Here is a 16,950-nt window from a genome sequence, read left to right on the forward strand (position 1 = left end):
CGGCTGCTGCCATCACTCCTTCCAAGCGTCACGGAAGCCGTCGTCGACGCCGATGCCGGTGGTGACGAGGTTCTTGACGTTGCAGCGATAGATCGTCGGGAAATCCATCTCCAGCAGCCAGAGCACCGGCAACTCGTCGGCGAGGAGCTTCTGCACTTTCGTGTAAAGCTCCTGCCGTTCCTTGTCCGTGGGCGCGATCGCCGCCTCGGCGAAGAGCTTGTCGACCTCGGGGTTGGAGTAGCCGCCGACATTGGCGAAGGGATTGCCCTTAGCGATGTTGCTGGTGATGTAGCTGCGCGCCACGCCCATGGCGGGATCGCCGAGCTGGTAGAGGAAGTTGAAGTTGAGATCGAAGTCCCAGTTGCTGGCCTTCTGGGTCCAGCCGGGCACGTCGGTGTTCTCGACCTGCACCTTGACCCCGACATCCTCGAGGTTCTGCTTGATCGCCTCGGTCCAGCGCGTCCAAGTCTCGCCATAGGGCAGGTTGAGCAGGCGGATGGTCTCGCCCTTGTAGCCGGAAGCCTTGATCAGCTCCTTCGCCTTCTTCGGGTCGAAGGCGTATTTCGGCACGTCGTCCGAATAGAACTTGGTCTTCGACGAGATCGGGCCGGTCGGCAGCTTGCCGAGACCACCCCAGACCACCTCGCGGCCGAATTCGCGGTCGATCGCGTACATCAACCCCTGGCGGAACTGCTTGTTGCCGAGAATGCCGTTGCGGACGTTCGGGGTGAGCCAGGCATGGGGTGCGAACATCTCCCAGCCCTTGGTGGTCATGCAGGTGTTGGGCAGCTTGGATAGGCGGGCAACGTCGTAAACGTCGACCGACCCGCCGGTCAGCACGTCGACCTTCCCGGTCTCGTAGGCGACGGCGCGCGCCGCCGCATCGGGGATGATCTGCCAGTAGATCTCGTCGAGGTTGGGCTTGCCCTTCAGCCAGTAGTTCTCGTTCTTGACGAGGTGGATGTAGGAGCCTTTCTTCCACTCCTTCAGCTTGAACGGGCCGGTGCCGATCGGCGTGTTGTTGGCCGGGTTGGCGCGGTAATCGGTGCCGTCATAGATGTGTTTGGGGATCATCGGCGCGGAGGCGACCTCCTGCGTCATGATCATCGGGCCGAAGGGCTGCTTCAGCGTGATCTTCACGGTGAGGTCGTCGACCTTCTCGATCTTCTCGACCTGGGCGTTGACGATCGGGCGCCAGCGCGGATGGACCTCGCGCAGGAACTTGTCGAGGGTGAAGACGACGTCGTCGGCGCTGAACGGCTTGCCGTCATGCCAGGTCACGCCTTCCTGCAGCTTGAAGGTGTAGACCTTGGCGTCCGGCGAGATCTCCCAGCTTTTCGCCAGCGAGGGCTGCGGCTCGAGCTTCTCGTTATAGCGCAGCAGCGACTCGTAGATGTTGCCGGCGACCATATTGGTCGGGCCGTTCTGGTTGAGCCCCTGCATCAGCATCGGCGGCTCGGGCTGGACGACGACGTGGACCGTGCCGCCCTTCTTCGGTGTCTGCGCCTGCGCCACACCGAGCGCCAGGACGGAGGCGGCGAGCGCCAGGCCAAATCTCAATCCGGTCATCGTCGTTCTCCCCCGTTCGTTCATTGGCAGCCGGTTCAGGCGGATCGCACCCGATCGGGCGCCCGTTGGCAAGCTCGGCCGTCATGAAAGCGAGAGACAAAATCCGTGTCAATGCTTGACATGGCGTGTTATTAGGCGACACGCTCAGCAAACGATCATGGCGTACCCTCATTTGCGATGAACCAGAAAGACGGGGACAGGGCCGCGCAACTGCCGCCGGGCGTGCCGATCGTCCGGGCCGTCGACCGCGCCATCGCCCTGCTGCGTGCTTTCCGGCCGGAGCAGCCGCGGCTGGGCCTGAGCGAGCTGGCGCGGCAGGTCGGGCTCGACAAGGGCACGACACGACGGTTGCTGCTGACGCTGCAGCTCAACGAACTCGTCGAATATGACGAGCATTCGCAGAGCTATGCGCTGGCCGTCGGACTGATCGAGCTCGGCAGCGCGGTGACGACAGGACGCGAATTGCGCGACATCGCCGGCCCCTACCTGACCGCCATCGCCGAGAAGACAGGTGCCACCGCCTTCATCTGGGTCCATATCGCCGGGCGCGGCCTCTGCGTCGACCGTGTGCGGGCCTCCCTGCCGCATGTCGATGCCACCTGGTTCGCAGTCGGGGCGCAGGCGCCGTTGAACTGCGGCGGCGGCCCGCGCGTGCTGCTCGCCTATCTCGACGACGAGCAACGCCGCCTCGCCCTCTCGCTCGACCTGCCCAAGCGCGCCCCGGCGAGCCAGACCGATCCGGAACTGCTCTGGCGCGAGGCCGACCGCATCCGCGCGCAGGGCTGGGAACTGGCGGCCGACGACTTCTTCATCGGCCTGACCGGCGTCGGCGTGCCGATCTTCGACCGTTCAGGCGCGCTCGCTGGAGCGCTCAGCATCTCCTCGCTGACCTCGATCGTCGCGCCGCAGGGACATCCGGTGCATCTCGACGCGTTGCTCGACGCCGCGGCGCGCATCGGCGCGCGGGTGCTGCCGGGTTGATATGGTCATTCCGGGGCGCTGCGCAGCAGCGAGCCCGGAACCCATGACCACGACCTCTCCGTCATGGTCGGGCTTGTCCCGACCATCCACGCCTTTGCTGGTCGAGTGCGGTATTCAAGACGTGGATGCTCGCCACAAGGGCGAGCATGACGAACTGGATCGGCGTCGTGTTCATGGGTTCCGGGCTCAAGCCTGCGGCCTACCCCGGAAAGACGGCGGACTACCGTTCGATCCGCGTCGAGAGGATGATCGAGGACATGGTGCGCTCGACGCCTTCGAGCGCGCCGATCCGGTCTATCAACCCGTCGAGCTCACCGATCGAGGGCGCCACGACGACCGCGATCATGTCGAACTGGCCACTGACCGAATGCAGGATCCTGATCTCGGGAATCCGGCGCAATTCAGTCTCAACCCGGGCGGCGAGCTTCGGCAAGGCGGTGATCAGCACATGCGCCTTGACCTGGCCCTTCTCGTAATCCTCGGAAAGCCGCGCCGTATAGCCGGCGATGACACCGCGGCGCTCCAGCCGCTCGATCCGGCTCTGCACGGTGGTGCGCGACAGACCGAGCTTGCGGCCTAGCTCGGCCACCGGCGCGCGGGCGTTCTCTGTGAGCAGGGTCAGAAGCTGGCGATCGGTCTGGTCAATCAGCATAACGCCGAGAGCTTACGGCGTTTCGCTGAAAAATCCCATATGAATCGTCGTGTCGCCCGCTTCTAACCGACGAAGCCTTCGGTGAATCTGTCTTCAGAAACAGATTCATCGGGGGAACCATGAAAAACGTGGTCGTTATCGGCGCCGGCAAGATCGGCGCAACCATCGCCGACCTGCTCGGCGCTACCGGGGATTACCGCGTGGTGATCGCCGACCGTTCCAACGAACAGCTCGCCGCGATCAGGACCAGCCCGACGATCTCGACCCGCCGGGTCGACATCACCGACGACGCCGAGCTCGCCCAGGTGCTGAACGGCGCCTTCGCCGTGCTCTCGGCGGCCCCGTATGACCTGACGACACGCATCGCCGAGGCCGCCGCGGCGCAAGGCGTGCACTATCTCGATTTGACCGAGGACGTCGCCTCGACCCGCCGCGTCAAGGAGCTGGCGCTGACCGCCAAGGCGGCGCTGATCCCGCAATGCGGACTGGCGCCGGGCTTCATCTCGATCGTCGCCGCCGACCTTGCCCGCGATTTCGACCAGCTCGACAGCCTGAAGCTGCGCGTCGGCGCGCTGCCGCAATACCCGTCCAATGCGCTGAACTACAACCTGACCTGGAGCACGGATGGGGTCATCAACGAGTATTGCGAGCCCTGCGAGGCTATCGTCAGCGGCGAGCGCACTCTGGTCCCGGCGATGGAGGAGCGCGAGGAGTTCTCGCTCGACGGCGTCACCTACGAGGCCTTCAACACCTCCGGCGGGCTCGGTACGCTCTGCGACACCCTCGCCGGCAAGATCCGTACCCTGAATTACCGGACCATCCGCTATCCCGGCCATTGCGCGATCATGAAAGCGCTGCTGCAGGATCTGCGCCTTGCCGATCGCCGCGACGTGCTGAAGGACATCTTCGAGAACGCCCTGCCGAGCACGCTGCAGGACGTAGTCGTGATCTTCGTCACCGCCAGCGGCCGGATGAACGGGCGCCTGACCCAGCAGACCTATGCCAACAAGGTCTACAGCGCCGTGGTCGGCGGCGTGATGCGCAGCGCCATCCAGATCACCACGGCGTCCGGCATCTGCGCCGTGCTCGACCTGCTGGCGCAGGGCAAGCTGCCGCAGAAGGGCTTCGTCAAGCAGGAGGATATCGGCTTCGACGCCTTCCTCGCCAACCGCTTCGGCCGCGCCTATGCCCGGCCCGAGGATCTCGGCAACGCTCCCGGCGAGAGCCACGCGGCCCGCGCGGCCTGAACTCGCGCGAAGCATATTCGCCCCTGCCCGGCAAGCGGGCCAAAGTCAGGGGGCGCATGAACGGGTCCGGGCTGGCAAACACCCGGACCCGCGCTACAAAACAAAAAATGGTTCCAGGGGGAACGATCGCACGATGGCCAGACGCGTCCTGATCGCGGAATTCATGCACGAGACGAACACCTTCAGTGTTCAGCTCACCGATGAGGCGGTGTTCCGTCATCACGGCGTCTTCCGCGACAATGAGGTCCCCACGGCCTTCCAGGGCACCCGGACCTCGATGGGCGCAGCGTTCGAGGCGGCCGAGAAGTTCGGCTGGAACCTCGTCCACCCGCTCGTCACCGGAGCGAACCCCTCGGGCCGCGTCACCGACGCGGCCTTCGACGTCTTTGCCGGGATGATCCTCGCCGCCTGCGAGCGGCTCGATGGCGTGCTGCTGCATCTGCACGGCGCCATGGCGACCGAGAGCTCCGACGATGGCGAGGGCGAGTTGCTCCAGCGCATCCGCGCCAAGGTCGGGCAGGACGTTCCCGTCGTTGCGATCCTCGACCTGCACGCGACGCTGACGCAGCTCATGGCGGATAACGCCAACGCGCTGATCTCGTACCGGACCTATCCGCATATCGACCAGTACGAACGGACCTGGCAGGGCGCCGAACTGCTGGAGCGGGCGATGCGTGGCGAGATCAGGCCGCGTGTCGCGGTCGCCCGCCGGCCGATCCTCTACGCGCTCGATGGGGGACGCACCACTTCGCCGCCCTTCATGGAACTGCTGCGCCGCGGCGATGTGCTGGAGGCGGCGGGCGATGCGCTGGTGGTCAGCGTCCAGGCCGGTTTCTCCTCGGCCGACGTGCGCGACATCGGCCCCTCCATCGCCGTCACCCATGACGATCGTGGCAAGGCGCAGACCATCGCCGAGGAGCTGATGGACTATGCCTGGGAGCAGCGGCGCTTCTCCTCGATCCACTTCACCCCGCTGAAGGAGGCGATGGCCAGGGCCAAGGCGGGCGAAGGCACCCCTGGGCCGGAAGCCGGCGGCAAGCCAGTGGTGATCTCCGACTATTCCGACAATCCCGGCTCCGGCGCCTATGGCGACGCGACCAACCTGCTGCGCGCCGTGCTCGACGCCGGCCTCAGGAATGTCGGCTTCCACGCCATCCGCGATCCGGAAGCCGCGCTCGCGGCGCAGACGGCCGGCGTTGGCAACAAGGTAAAGCTCAAGCTCGGCGGCAAGGTCGACCCGAACACCGGCGGCGGCCCGCTCGAGCTCGACGCCCATGTCGTCGCTCTGACCGACGGGCATTTCATCTGCTATGGGCCGATGGCTGGCGGCGTCTGGCGCAATTACGGGCTCTCGGCCTTGCTGCGGGTCGACGATGTCGAGATCATCGTCATCACTCATAACGGCCAGGCCACCGACCTCGCCCAGTTCACCTCGCTCGGTGTCGACCCGACGCGGAAGTCGACCGTCATCGTCAAGTCGATGCAGCATTTCCGCGCCGCCTTCGAGCCGATCGCCCGCGAGGTGATCGAGGTCGACACCGGCGCGCTCTCGACCAGGAACTTCAAGGAGCGCCCTTACAAGAAGGTGCGCCGCCCGATCTTCCCGCTCGACGACATCTGAGCGGGATCGAAGACCACGACCGGCCGAAAGCGCCGGCTGCGACAAGACTGGAGGATGCAGGGATGACGGAGCAAAGGGCATGAGCGTCAAGGCCGATATCGTGCTGCGCGGCGGGCCGATCTGGTGCGGGCGCGAGGAGGGCGTGGTCGAGGCGCTGGCGCTGTGGGGCGACAAGGTACTCGCCGCCGGCAAGGAAGCCGAGATCGCCGAGCTCGTTGGGCCCTCGACCAAGGTCATCGACCTCGCTGGCCGGCTGGCGACGCCGGGGCTGAACGATTCCCATCTGCATCTGATCTCGGTCGGCTTGACCATGGACTGGGTCGATGCCCGCCCTGCGGTGGCGCCGACGCTGGAGGCGCTGCTCGGCCAGATCGCCGCCCGCGCCGCAACGCTGAAGCCCGGTGAATGGGTGCTGGCGCGCGGCTATGACCAGACCAAGCTCGACACCGGCCGCCATCCCTTCCGCGAGGAACTCGACCGCGCCTCCCCGAACAATCCGGTGATGCTGGTCCGGACCTGCGGCCACATCTCGATCTGCAATTCACTGGCGCTCAAGCTCGGTGGCATCGACGAGACCTCGCCGACGCCGCCCGGCGGGCTGATCGAGCAGCAGAACGGCCGGCTCACCGGTATGCTGGCCGAGAACGCTCGCGCGCCGGTCAAGGCCGCGATCCCGGCGCCCAGCGACGAGCAGCTGATCGCCGCGATCGAGCGCGGCGGCAATTATCTGCTCTCGCTCGGGATCACCAGCTGCATGGACGCGGCGGTCGGGATGGTGACCGGCTTCAACGAGATCGCCGCCTATCACAAGGCCAAGCGCGATGACCGCCTGCCGGTGCGGACCTGGCTCGCTCTGCTCGGCGACGAGGGCCGCTCGATCGTGCCGCAATGCCATGAAGCAGGGCTGATCTCCGGCACCGGCGACGACATGCTGATGATCGGCGCGGTCAAGATCTTCCTGGATGGCTCGGCCGGCGGGCGCACCGCCTGGATGAGCGAGCCCTATCTCGGCGAGGACAAGACCACCGGCGTCCAGATGCTCTCGAACGAGGATCTGGAGCGGCAGGTGCTCGACGCCCATGCCAAGGGCTACCAGCTCGCCTGCCACGCCATTGGCGATGCGGCGATCGAACAGTTGATCACCGCCTATGAGAAGGCGCTGGCTGCCCATCCCGATCCCAACCGGCGCCACCGCATCGAGCATTGCGGCTTCTCGACGCCGCAGCAGCATGAGCGGATGGTCAAGGCCGGCATCTATCCCTGCCCGCAGCAGGTCTTCATCCACGATTTCGGCGACGCCTACGTCAAGGTGCTCGGCGAGGAGCGGGCGCTGCCGAGCTATCCGTTCCGGACCTGGTTCGACCTTGGCCTCAAGCCGGCGACCGGCAGCGATGCGCCGGTCTGCGACCCCGATCCCTTCCCGAACTTCCACACCATGCTGACGCGCCAGACCTGGCGCGGCACGGTGATGGACGAGCGCCAGCGCGTCTCGATCGAGGAGGCGTTGCAGGCCTATACCGAATACGGCGCCTTCTCGCAGAAGCAGGAAGAGGTAAAGGGCAAGCTCAAGCCCGGCTTCCTCGCCGATGTCGCCGTGTTCTCGCGCGATCTGCTCTCCGCCACGCCGGAGCAGATTCTCAAGGACACGCGCTGCGATCTCACCATCCGCGGCGGCAAGGTCGTCCATGAGCGTTCAGGAGCCGCCTGAACGCACTGCACAATGGAAACAACAAGACAGGGCGTGAAAGCCCGCTAAGGTCTCAGATGGAACGAATACCGGCGCCGGCCAACGGCGTCGATCTCACAAGAGTTCACCGAAAAAATTGGGAGGTTTCGACGTGTTGAAAAAGCTTGCCTTCACGACCGCGCTGACATTCGCGGCCTTCACCCTGCAGGCGCAGGGCCAGGAGCCGCGCCGCGGCGGCACGATCCGTTTCACCGCGCCCTATGGCGCGTCCTTCGTCAGCAATGACAGCCATGTCTCGAACCAGATCCAGGACGAGATCTACGGCTATGCCCTGCACGGCATGCTCTACAAATGGGATGCCAAGAACGGCAAGCCGGTGCTCGACATCGCCGAAAGCGTCCAGGTCTCGGCCGACGGCAAGACCTATACCTACAAGCTGCGCGACAATGCGCTCTTCCACAACGGCCGCAAGCTGACCTCCGACGACGTGATCTGGTCCTATACCCGCATCATGGACGGGTCGAAGAACTATCCCGGCGCGCGCTATGTCGCCCGCATCGTCGGCGCGACCGATGTCCAGAAGGGCCAGGCCAAGGAAATCTCCGGCCTGAAGAAGATCGACGATTCCAGCTTCTCGATGACGCTGACCGACAAGGCCGATCCCGGCTACTTCCTGTTCCAGGCGCAGACCGCGATCCTGCCGGCCAAGGAAGCGCAGGCCGCCGGCTTCTTCGACAAGCCGATCGGCCTTGGACCGTTCAAGTTCGTCGAGCACGTGCCGGGCTCGCGCATGGCCTTCGAGCGCTGGGACAAGTACTACCTCGCCGGCAAGCCCTATGCCGACAAGCTCGTGATCTCGCCGATGGGCGAGGCCGCCGCGCGCGACGTCGCCTTCCGCAACAAGGAGGTCGACGTCTCGATCCTCGGCTCGACCCAGTACGTCGCCTACAAGGCCGACCCGAACCTGTCGAAAGGCATCCTGGAGGTCGCCGAGGTCTTCACCCGCAATATGGGCATGAACCCGACCTTCAAGCCCTTCTCCGACAAGCGGGTGCGCCAGGCAATCAACTACGCCATCGACAGCGACCTGATCATCAAGCGCCTCGTCCGCGACAAGGCCTACCGCGCCGCGAGCTGGCTGCCGTTGTCCTCGCCGGCCTTCGACAAGGATGCCAAGCCCTACGCTTTCGATCCCGACAAGGCCAAGAAGCTGCTGGTCGAGGCCGGCTATCCCGATGGCTTCGAGTTCGAATGGACCGCGACGCCGAACGAGAGCTGGGGCGTGCCGATCGTCGAGGCGACGATCCCGATGCTCGCCAAGGTCGGCATCAAGGTGAAGGTCAAGCCGGTCGAGACCTCGGCGCTCGGCGGCGTCGTCGTGGGCGGTGACTTCCAGGCCTATATCTGGTCGAATACCTCGGGCCCGGACTCGCTGACGGCGCTGAAGTGCTTCCACTCCTCGACGCCGCGCTCGTCCTGCAACTACACCACCTTCAAGAATCCGGCCTACGACAAGCTGATCGACGACGCCTCGAACGAGGCCGATCCGGCCAAGCAGCTCGACCTGCTGAAGAAGGCCAACGCCTTCCTGCAGGAAGAGGCGCCGGTCTGGTTCTTCAACTACAACAAGGCGGTGCTGGCCTATCAGCCCTGGCTGCACGGCCTCCAGCCGAATTCGACCGAGCTCGCGCTGCAGCGCTATGAGGAGCTCTGGGTCGACACCACCTCGCCTGCGGCGAAGTAATCCCATCCCGAGCCCCCGCCGTCACAAGGCGGCGGGGGCTTGTCCGCCTCCGCCCGTCGGCCGAACCCCGACGCTCAGGAGCCTTTTGTCATGTTGCCTTATGTCTTTCGCCGGCTGCTGCAGGCCATCCCGATCCTGCTCGCTGTCGCCGCGCTGATCTTCGTGATGTTCAGCGTCATCCCCGGCAGTTTCGCCACCAGCCAGATGGCCGATGGCCGCAGCAATATCGACGCTGCGACGATCGCGCGGATGAACGAGCAGTTCGGCCTGAACGATCCGCTGCCGCTGCGCTTCGCCAAATATGTCGGCGGGCTCGCCACCTTCGATCTCGGCGATTCCTTCCGTACCCGCCAGCCCGTCACCGCCCTGATCGGCGAGCGGCTCTGGCCGAGCCTGCAGCTTGCGCTCGCGGCCATGGCCTTCGCCATCGTCATCGGCGTGCCGCTCGGCTTCTTCGCGGCACTGAAACCGGGGAGCTGGGTCGACATGCTCTCGATGGTCTTCGCGGTCTCGGGGCTGTCCTTGCCGATGTTCTGGCTCGGCCTGCTGCTGATGTACGCCTTCGCGCTGACGCTGAACTGGTTCCCGAGCTTCGGCTATGGCAACGGCGATCCGCGCTACATCGTGCTGCCGGCGATCGCGCTCGGCGTCTCGCCCCTGGCCTTGCTGGCGCGCACCGCCCGCGCCGCCGTACTCGAGATCCTGCACGCCGATTTCGTCCGCACCGCCCGCGCCAAGGGCGCAAACTCCTATCGCGTCATGCGCTGGCATGTCGCCCGCAATGCGCTGGTCATCGTGCTGACCACGCTCGGCTTGCAGTTCGGCTCGGTGCTCGGCCAGGCCGTCGTTGTCGAGAAGCTCTTCGCCTGGCCGGGCCTCGGCTCGCTCCTGGTCGACAGCGTCACCTGGCGCGACATTCCGGCGGTGCAGGGCTGCATCCTGACGATCGTGCTCTTCTTCCTCGTCGTGAACATCGCCGTCGACGTGCTCTGCGCCGTCGTCGATCCGCGCATCAAGTACAGCTAGGCTCCCCGATGAAGTTCCGTGCCAACCTCTGGATCGGCGCCACCTGCTTCGCCCTCGTCGTCGCCGGCGGCGTCTTCGCGCCCTGGCTCGCCCATACCGACCCGGTGATGGACGCCAACCTGATGAACGCGGAAGTCCCGCCGGGCTCTGAATTCTGGTTCGGCACCGATGCACAGGGCCGCGACATCTACAGCCGCGTTCTGCATGGCGCCCGAATCTCGCTGACGGTCGGCATCGTCTCGCAATTGATCAACACGTGCATCGGCGTCGCGCTCGGCCTCTCCGCCGCCTATTGGGGCGGCTGGTGGGACGATTTCGTCAACGGCCTCACCAACATGATGCTCGCCATCCCCTCGCTGATCTTCGCGCTGGCGATCATGGCGATCCTGCAGCCGGGCCTGACCAGCCTGCTGATCGCGCTCGGCCTGACCAACTGGTCCTTCACCTGCCGGCTGACGCGGGCGGCGACCCTCTCGGTCAAGCAGCTCGGCTATGTCGAGGCGGCGAGATCCCTCGGCTACGGCACCTTCCGGATCATGTTCACCCAGATCCTGCCGAACATCGCCGGCCCGATCATCGTGATCGGCACGCTCGGCATGGGCGGCGCCGTGCTCGCCGAAGCCTCGCTCTCCTTCCTCGGCCTCGGCATCCGCCCGCCCTTCCCGAGCTGGGGCTCGATGCTGTCGGATGCGCGCGACCAGATCTCGACCGCGCCGTGGATTTCGATCTTCCCGGGCCTCGCCATCTTCCTGACGGTGCTCGGCCTCAACCTGCTCGGCGATGGCCTGCGCGACATCCTCGATCCGCACTCGCAGACCCGCAAGGCCTGAGCCTTCCTTCCGACGAAAGACCCTGCCCGTGACTGCCACTGACCTCGACGACGGCCCGCTCGAAACCGTCAGCTTCATCGGCCTGAAGCCCGGCCCCAAGCTGATCGTGACCGGCGCTGTCCACGGCAACGAGCCTTGCGGGCCGACCGCGATCCGCCGTGTCATCGAAGAGTGCCGGACCGGCAAGATCAAGATCCTGCGCGGCGAGGTCACCTTCCTGCCCGTCACCAATCCCAAGGCCTTTCGCCTGAAGACGCGCGAAGGCGACCGAAACTTCAACCGCGACCTGCGCGAGCGGCCGCTGGCGGGCGATTACGAAGACCGGATCGGCAATCCCGTCTGCGCCCTGTTGCGCCAGCACGACGCGCTGCTCGACATCCACTCCTTCCGGCAGGAGGGCGAGCCCTTCGTCTTCTTCGGCCCCGGCAACAATCGCGGCGAACTCGAACCCTTCGCGCGAGCTGAGGAGGAAATGGCGCTCGCCTCGTGCCTGGGCGTTTCCACGGCGATCCATGGCTGGCTCGACAACTATGCGCGCCTGCTCGATATCCGCGCCCGCCTGCCGGTGCCGAAGCTCAACGTCACCGAGGGCTATGGCACGACCGAGTTCATGCGCTTTTGCGGCGGCTATGCGGTGACGCTGGAATGCGGCACGCATGACGATCCCAAGGCCGCCGATATCGGCTATGCCGCGATCCGCAACACGCTGGCCCAGTTGCAGCTGGTCGATGCCCCCCCCCCGCCCGCGGCTCTGCGCGACGTGATCGAGATGATCGAGGTCCTGCTCTGCGAGACGGAGGGCGACCGCGCCGAGACCGGCTGGCGTACCGGCGATGCGGTCAAGGCCGGCGCCACCCTCGCCCACCGCGCCGATGGCAGCAAGGTGAGCGCCCCGCGCGACGGCTACATCATCTTCCCGAACACAGCGCCCAAGCTCGGCGAGGCGATTTGCCATTTCGGCGTCGCCAGCAGCCGGCGCGTCGCGACCCCGTAGCGCTTGGTCCTGCTCGACGATCAGAAGATCTTCATGCGCGCCGAGAGCATGAAGGTCGTCGGCGCGCCCGGCATGTTGTAGCCCTCGGTCGTGCCGAGCGCCGAGACGAAATAGCGCCGGTTGAGCACGTTCTGCACAGTCGCGGTCACGTCCCAGCGCTCGTTGCGCCAGCCCGCGCCGAGATCGAAGGTCACATAGCCCGGCAGCCGGGTGATGTTGTACTGCGAGGCGAAGCGCTCGCTCTCGGCATGGACGCCGGCGGCGACATAGAATCCCTTCGGCAGCTCGCGCTTGATCCAGAGATGGCCGCTGTGCTGCGGCAGCAGCGCCGGCCGGTTGCCGTTGACCGGCAGGCCGGTCGGGCCGCGATCGCCAAAGTTCCGGATCTCGCCCTCGAGATAGGTGTAGCCGCCAGTCACGGACCAGTTCGGCAGGATTTCGCCCGCGACCGAAAGCTGGACGCCGCGCACCCGCTGCGTGCCGATGTCGATCGCGACAGTCGGGTTCGACGGATCCGAGCCCTGGACATGGTTCTGCTCCATGTCGAACAGGGCAAGCGAGATGTTGGCCTTGTCGTTGAGATCGTATTTCGCACCGATCTCATAGCCCGTCGTCCGCTGCGGCGAGGAGGCGTCGGCGCCGCGCCGGAAGGCGACGAAATCCGCCAGCGGCTGGAAGGACTGGCTGTAGGAGGCATAGAGCGAGAGCTGCTGCCAGGGCTGGTAGACCAGGCCGGCGCGCGGGCTGAAGGTCCGATCGGTGCGCTCCAGATCGATGTTGGCCGCGGTCTTGTCGTTGCGCTTCTGGCTGATCCAGTCGAGGCGGCCACCGAGCATCAGCTTGAGCTGCGGGGTCAGCTCGATGAGGTCCTGGACATAGAGGCCGACGGTGCGGAACTGGTTGCGGGCATTGGTGCCTGGCAGGGTAGCGGGCGAGATCGTCTGGAAGGGGACGAGCTGCGGCGCGAACAGGGAGTAGGTCGCGACGCCGTTTCGGCCGAAATTCTGCTCGCGCTTGTCCTGACCGTTGACCTCGACGCCGTAGAGCAGCGTGTGGTTCAGGCCGAGTATGGTCGTCTTCTGCGTCAGCTCGTTCTGCCAGGTGGCGCCGGTCTCGCGGCGGGTCCGATGCGCCAGATCCAGCGTGATCGTCGGATTGGCGCCGGCGGTCGGCGCGCTCCAGGTCACATAGTTCCGGTCGAGTGCGAAGTCGTAGAAGCGGAAGCCGCTACGCCAGGACAGGCTGTCGTTGAAGCGGTGGTCGAAGGTGAGCGTGACGCCGCCGACATCGAAGGTGTTCTTGGTCTGCTTGTCGCCGATCGCCGAGCCGTAGAAAGTCGAGCGGGGCACGCGCGCCGGCTTGCCGTTGAAGGACGGAATGCCGAGATCGGCGAGGCGGTCGTCGTGCAGATAGTCGCCCTGGATCGTCAGCTTGCTGTCCGGCGTGAGGTTCAGCAGCAACGAGGGCGCCACGGCCTGGCGCTGCAGGAAGAACTGATTGCGGAAGCTCTCGGAATCCTCGACCGCGCCGGTCACCCGGAAACGGGCGAAGTCATTGGCGCTCTTGATGCCGAAATCGAATTCTGTCCGACGCTGCCCGCCCGAGCCGAGCGTCAGGCCGATCGTATTGACCGGCTCGGCCAGCGGCTTCTTGGTGATGCGATTGATGAGACCGCCGGGCGAGCCACGGCCGTAGAGCACGGAAGCCGGCCCCTCCAGAACCTCGACCCGCTCGATGTTCGAGAGGTCGCGATAGTAGTAGGCGTCGTCCCGCAATCCATCGACATACTGATCAGCCAGCGCCGAAAAGCCGCGGATGCGAACCTCGTCGCGCTGGCCGTCGCCAACCGCAACGCTGACACCGGGCGTGTAGCGCAGGGCGTCCTGCAGGCTCACCGCATTCTGCTCGTCGAGCTGCTGGCGGGGTATGGCATAGACCGTCTGCGGGATGTCGCGGGCCAGGATCGGCAGCTTCGCGCCGGTCGTCACCATTGGCACGTAGTAGCCGATGGCCGCCTCGCCCTCGCCCCGGACCTCGATGGTACTGAGTTCGATCGCGCCGCCGGCCGGAGCGGACTGCGTCGCGCCTTGCCGGCTCGGCGCCTGCTGGGCGCGAGCATCGACGACCGGCTGGCTGGCAAGCGCTGTCGAGAGCAGGAACAACGTCCTGGAGGAGCGGCGGCAGAATCGAGGCATAGGAGCAGAAATCGCAAAGAGATAGGAACTAACGCCATCTTCCTTGCAGCACTGCGCGTCAAGTATCGTTGCAGCAATATTCAGCATTATCTTTTTATACTAATTCTAACTCGCTGACATTGCCCAACCGCCAAAGATTACAGCCCTTCCTGACGCGGAACGCCGACCAAGGCCACCATCGCTCAGATCAGGACCATCTGCAGGACGGTCTCGACGACGTGGTTCCGGCGTCGTTCGCGGATCGCCGGCTCGGCAGTGTCATGGCCGAACAATTCCCGGACAGTCGCCTGATTGGAGACGTTGAAGAAACCGAGCGCCGCGATGGTCAGGTGGATGTCGAGCGGGTCCAGACCGGCACGGAATACGCCCTCGTTCACACCGCGCTGGTAAACCCCCCGGACTGTCTCGATCGCCGGCCAGTTGAGCGGGGCGATGGTCTGCGAGCCCTGCAGATGGCGGGCATGATGGATGTTCTCGACCATGATCAGCCTGACATAGCCGGGATCGTCGGCGTGATAGTCGAAGCTGGCGGCGACGAGCTTCGCCAGCGCCTCGCGCGGCGGCAAGGCGGCGAGATCGAGCTTCCGTTCGCTGTCGCGCATGCGCTGATAGGCGTCTTCGAGGACGGCGCGGTAGAGCCCTTCCTTGTCGCCGAAATAATAGTAGATCATGCGCTTGCTGGTCGCGGTGCGGGCGGCGATCTCGTCGACGCGGGCGCCGCTCAGCCCCTTCTCGACGAACTCCGTCCGGGCTGCTGCAAGGATGTCGCGTCGGACGCCATCGGGATCCTGCGTCCAGTTCGCCCCCTTCTCCCGCACGCTGCCTGTCCGCTTCATCGCTTGCCTCCCTCAAGGCAAGTCTAGCGCAGTGCAGTCAAATGGACCATCCAGTTAATTTTGATTGACCGGATGGATCGTCCGGTTCATCTGGAATGGAGTCGGATTGCTGCGACGAACCGGCGGCCGACCATCGGCAACCGATACGCGCCAGGGAGCTCGCCCATGTCCCGCCTCGTCTACGTCCTCAACGGACCGAACCTGAACCTGCTCGGCAAGCGCCAGCCGCACATCTACGGCTCCGAGACATTGGCCGATGTCGAGGATGCCTGCCGGGCACTGGGCAAGGAGCTCGATCTCGAGATCCGCTTCCACCAGTCGAACCGCGAATACGAAATCATCGACTGGATCCACGAGGCGCGCGAGCAGGCGGTCGGCATCGTCATCAACCCCGGCGCCTTCACCCACACCTCGGTTGCGATCCTCGACGCGCTCAACGCCTACGACGGCACGGTGATCGAGTGCCACATCTCGAACGTCCACAAGCGCGAGAGCTTCCGGCACCATTCCTATATGTCGCTGCGCGCCGACGGGGTCATCGCCGGCTTCGGCACGCAGGGCTACCTGCTCTCGCTGCGCCGGGTCGCCAAGCTCGCCGACGAGAAGAAGGCCTGAACCTGCTCAGTAGTGGAAGGTCCAGAGCAGGCTCTCGCTCAGCCCCTTCAGCGCCTCGACCGCGTCAGGGCGCTCACGCGCCAGCGTGGTGATCAGCGCGTCGGCCACGGCGAAGGCCGCAGTCGGCGAGTTCGGCAGGAAGCTGTTGCGGGCCGGCGCGAAGAAGGTCATGTCGGCCAGCGGTACCAGCGGCGATGACGGGCCGTCGGTGAGCGCGATCAGGACGGCGCCGCGCTTCTTGGCAAATTTGGCGAGCTCCAGCGTGGCGCGCGAATAGCGCGGCAACGAGATCGCGATGACGACGTCCTGCGGACTGGCCGAGAGCATATGGCGGACGGCGCGCTCAGGCCCGCCGCGCGAGGAGGCGAAGACGACCTCGGCATCGAGATAAAGCGCAAGCCCATCTTCCAGGAAGGCGCCGACATAGTGGCTGGCGCCGGAGCCGACGATGAAGATGCGGCGCGCCTTCAGCATCAGGCCGATGGTGCGGTTGACCGTCTCCTCCTCCAGCGTCGCGATCGCCTCGTCGAGATTGGCGGCCTCGCCCTTCAGCGTCGTCGCCATGGTGGCGAAGACCGAACCGGCTGCGGCGCGGGCATCGGCGAGGCCTTCGACCGGTCCCAAAGCGACCTTGAGCGCCGTCGACAGCGCCGCGCGGAAATCGCCATAGTTGCGGTAGCCCAGAGCCCGGACGAAGCGGGTCACGGTCGCGGTCGAGGTGCCGCTCTTCTCGGCCAGGCCCTCGATCGTGACGGTCGCCGAGTCGAGCGGGCTCTGCAGCACGAAGTCGGCCGCCTTGCGATGGCCCTCGCTCAGCGAGGGGTAGATTCGAGCGATGCGATTGGCGAGATCCGTCGTCGGCTTCAGGGCGCGTGACATGGCTCTCCCGGTGATTGACGTCGGATCATTTTCATGTTTGCTACCGCGTGAAAATAAAGCTGTCAAAACCATCA

The 16,950-nt window shown here is 65.6% G+C and carries 14 protein-coding genes; 9 read left to right on the plus strand and 5 right to left on the minus strand.

Annotated features, from left to right (window positions below; translation table 11 throughout):
• Window positions 1-12 precede the first annotated feature (12 nt).
• A complete protein-coding gene (locus AC07O0_RS27250) occupies window positions 13-1,569 on the minus strand; it encodes an ABC transporter substrate-binding protein (RefSeq protein ID WP_494627504.1) in 1,557 nt (518 codons plus the stop codon).
• Between the two features lie 177 nt (window positions 1,570-1,746).
• Here AC07O0_RS27250 and AC07O0_RS27255 point away from each other — a divergent pair, with 177 nt between their 5' ends.
• On the plus strand, window positions 1,747-2,550 hold the full coding sequence (locus tag AC07O0_RS27255) for an IclR family transcriptional regulator (RefSeq protein WP_494627506.1): 804 nt from the start codon (window positions 1,747-1,749) through the stop codon (window positions 2,548-2,550).
• Window positions 2,551-2,770: 220 nt separating this feature from the next.
• Here AC07O0_RS27255 and AC07O0_RS27260 read toward each other — a convergent pair whose 3' ends face one another.
• Window positions 2,771-3,202: an Lrp/AsnC family transcriptional regulator gene (locus tag AC07O0_RS27260; RefSeq protein WP_494627508.1), complete on the minus strand. Its 432-nt coding sequence runs from the start codon at window positions 3,200-3,202 to the stop codon at window positions 2,771-2,773.
• A gap of 119 nt (window positions 3,203-3,321) precedes the next feature.
• On the opposite strand from AC07O0_RS27260, the gene AC07O0_RS27265 reads away from it, so the two are divergent.
• The 7 genes from AC07O0_RS27265 (at window position 3,322) to AC07O0_RS27295 (ending at window position 12,351) form a co-directional block, all read left to right on the plus strand.
• Entirely contained in the window at window positions 3,322-4,449 is a 1,128-nt protein-coding gene (locus AC07O0_RS27265; RefSeq protein ID WP_494627510.1) for a saccharopine dehydrogenase family protein, read from the plus strand.
• Window positions 4,450-4,582: 133 nt separating this feature from the next.
• Entirely contained in the window at window positions 4,583-6,070 is a 1,488-nt protein-coding gene (locus AC07O0_RS27270; protein ID WP_494627512.1) for a M81 family metallopeptidase, read from the plus strand.
• A 79-nt stretch (window positions 6,071-6,149) separates the two neighbouring features.
• On the plus strand, window positions 6,150-7,778 hold the full coding sequence (locus AC07O0_RS27275; RefSeq protein WP_494627514.1) for an amidohydrolase: 1,629 nt from the start codon (window positions 6,150-6,152) through the stop codon (window positions 7,776-7,778).
• 133 nt (window positions 7,779-7,911) lie between these two features.
• Window positions 7,912-9,501: an ABC transporter substrate-binding protein gene (locus AC07O0_RS27280; RefSeq protein WP_494627624.1), complete on the plus strand. Its 1,590-nt coding sequence runs from the start codon at window positions 7,912-7,914 to the stop codon at window positions 9,499-9,501.
• A 90-nt stretch (window positions 9,502-9,591) separates the two neighbouring features.
• Complete coding sequence (locus AC07O0_RS27285; RefSeq protein ID WP_494627516.1) at window positions 9,592-10,527, plus strand: ABC transporter permease; 936 nt, start codon at window positions 9,592-9,594, stop codon at window positions 10,525-10,527.
• A gap of 8 nt (window positions 10,528-10,535) precedes the next feature.
• Window positions 10,536-11,357, plus strand: coding sequence for an ABC transporter permease (locus tag AC07O0_RS27290; RefSeq protein ID WP_092155420.1), 822 nt, complete (start codon window positions 10,536-10,538; stop codon window positions 11,355-11,357).
• Window positions 11,358-11,385: 28 nt separating this feature from the next.
• Window positions 11,386-12,351, plus strand: coding sequence for a succinylglutamate desuccinylase/aspartoacylase family protein (locus AC07O0_RS27295; RefSeq protein WP_494627519.1), 966 nt, complete (start codon window positions 11,386-11,388; stop codon window positions 12,349-12,351).
• Between the two features lie 20 nt (window positions 12,352-12,371).
• Here AC07O0_RS27295 and AC07O0_RS27300 read toward each other — a convergent pair whose 3' ends face one another.
• Both AC07O0_RS27300 and AC07O0_RS27305 read right to left on the minus strand, forming a co-directional pair.
• Entirely contained in the window at window positions 12,372-14,546 is a 2,175-nt protein-coding gene (locus tag AC07O0_RS27300; RefSeq protein ID WP_494627521.1) for a TonB-dependent receptor, read from the minus strand.
• A 182-nt stretch (window positions 14,547-14,728) separates the two neighbouring features.
• Window positions 14,729-15,382, minus strand: a complete 654-nt coding sequence (locus AC07O0_RS27305) for a TetR/AcrR family transcriptional regulator (RefSeq protein ID WP_494627523.1) — start codon at window positions 15,380-15,382, stop codon at window positions 14,729-14,731.
• A 165-nt stretch (window positions 15,383-15,547) separates the two neighbouring features.
• On the opposite strand from AC07O0_RS27305, the gene aroQ reads away from it, so the two are divergent.
• On the plus strand, window positions 15,548-15,997 hold the full coding sequence (gene aroQ, locus AC07O0_RS27310) for a type II 3-dehydroquinate dehydratase (protein ID WP_494627525.1): 450 nt from the start codon (window positions 15,548-15,550) through the stop codon (window positions 15,995-15,997).
• 6 nt (window positions 15,998-16,003) lie between these two features.
• On the opposite strand, the gene AC07O0_RS27315 is transcribed toward aroQ, so the two are convergent.
• Window positions 16,004-16,876, minus strand: a complete 873-nt coding sequence (locus AC07O0_RS27315) for a MurR/RpiR family transcriptional regulator (protein ID WP_494627527.1) — start codon at window positions 16,874-16,876, stop codon at window positions 16,004-16,006.
• Between the last annotated feature and the right edge of the window lie 74 nt (window positions 16,877-16,950).

It is taken from the genome of Allobosea sp. GW821-FHT10B12 (assembly GCF_059415545.1).

Excerpts from the sequence above, each read along its gene's own strand:
- AC07O0_RS27250 (WP_494627504.1), bottom strand. The coding sequence starts at position 1,569 with ATGACCGGATTGAGATTTGGCCTGGCGCTCGCCGCCTCCGTCCTGGCG.
- AC07O0_RS27255 (WP_494627506.1), top strand. The coding sequence starts at position 1,747 with ATGAACCAGAAAGACGGGGACAGGGCCGCGCAACTGCCGCCGGGCGTG.
- AC07O0_RS27260 (WP_494627508.1), bottom strand. The coding sequence starts at position 3,202 with ATGCTGATTGACCAGACCGATCGCCAGCTTCTGACCCTGCTCACAGAG.
- AC07O0_RS27265 (WP_494627510.1), top strand. The coding sequence starts at position 3,322 with ATGAAAAACGTGGTCGTTATCGGCGCCGGCAAGATCGGCGCAACCATC.
- AC07O0_RS27270 (WP_494627512.1), top strand. The coding sequence starts at position 4,583 with ATGGCCAGACGCGTCCTGATCGCGGAATTCATGCACGAGACGAACACC.
- AC07O0_RS27275 (WP_494627514.1), top strand. The coding sequence starts at position 6,150 with ATGAGCGTCAAGGCCGATATCGTGCTGCGCGGCGGGCCGATCTGGTGC.
- AC07O0_RS27285 (WP_494627516.1), top strand. The coding sequence starts at position 9,592 with ATGTTGCCTTATGTCTTTCGCCGGCTGCTGCAGGCCATCCCGATCCTG.
- AC07O0_RS27290 (WP_092155420.1), top strand. The coding sequence starts at position 10,536 with ATGAAGTTCCGTGCCAACCTCTGGATCGGCGCCACCTGCTTCGCCCTC.
- AC07O0_RS27300 (WP_494627521.1), bottom strand. The coding sequence starts at position 14,546 with ATGCCTCGATTCTGCCGCCGCTCCTCCAGGACGTTGTTCCTGCTCTCG.
- AC07O0_RS27305 (WP_494627523.1), bottom strand. The coding sequence starts at position 15,382 with ATGAAGCGGACAGGCAGCGTGCGGGAGAAGGGGGCGAACTGGACGCAG.
- aroQ (WP_494627525.1), top strand. The coding sequence starts at position 15,548 with ATGTCCCGCCTCGTCTACGTCCTCAACGGACCGAACCTGAACCTGCTC.
- AC07O0_RS27315 (WP_494627527.1), bottom strand. The coding sequence starts at position 16,876 with ATGTCACGCGCCCTGAAGCCGACGACGGATCTCGCCAATCGCATCGCT.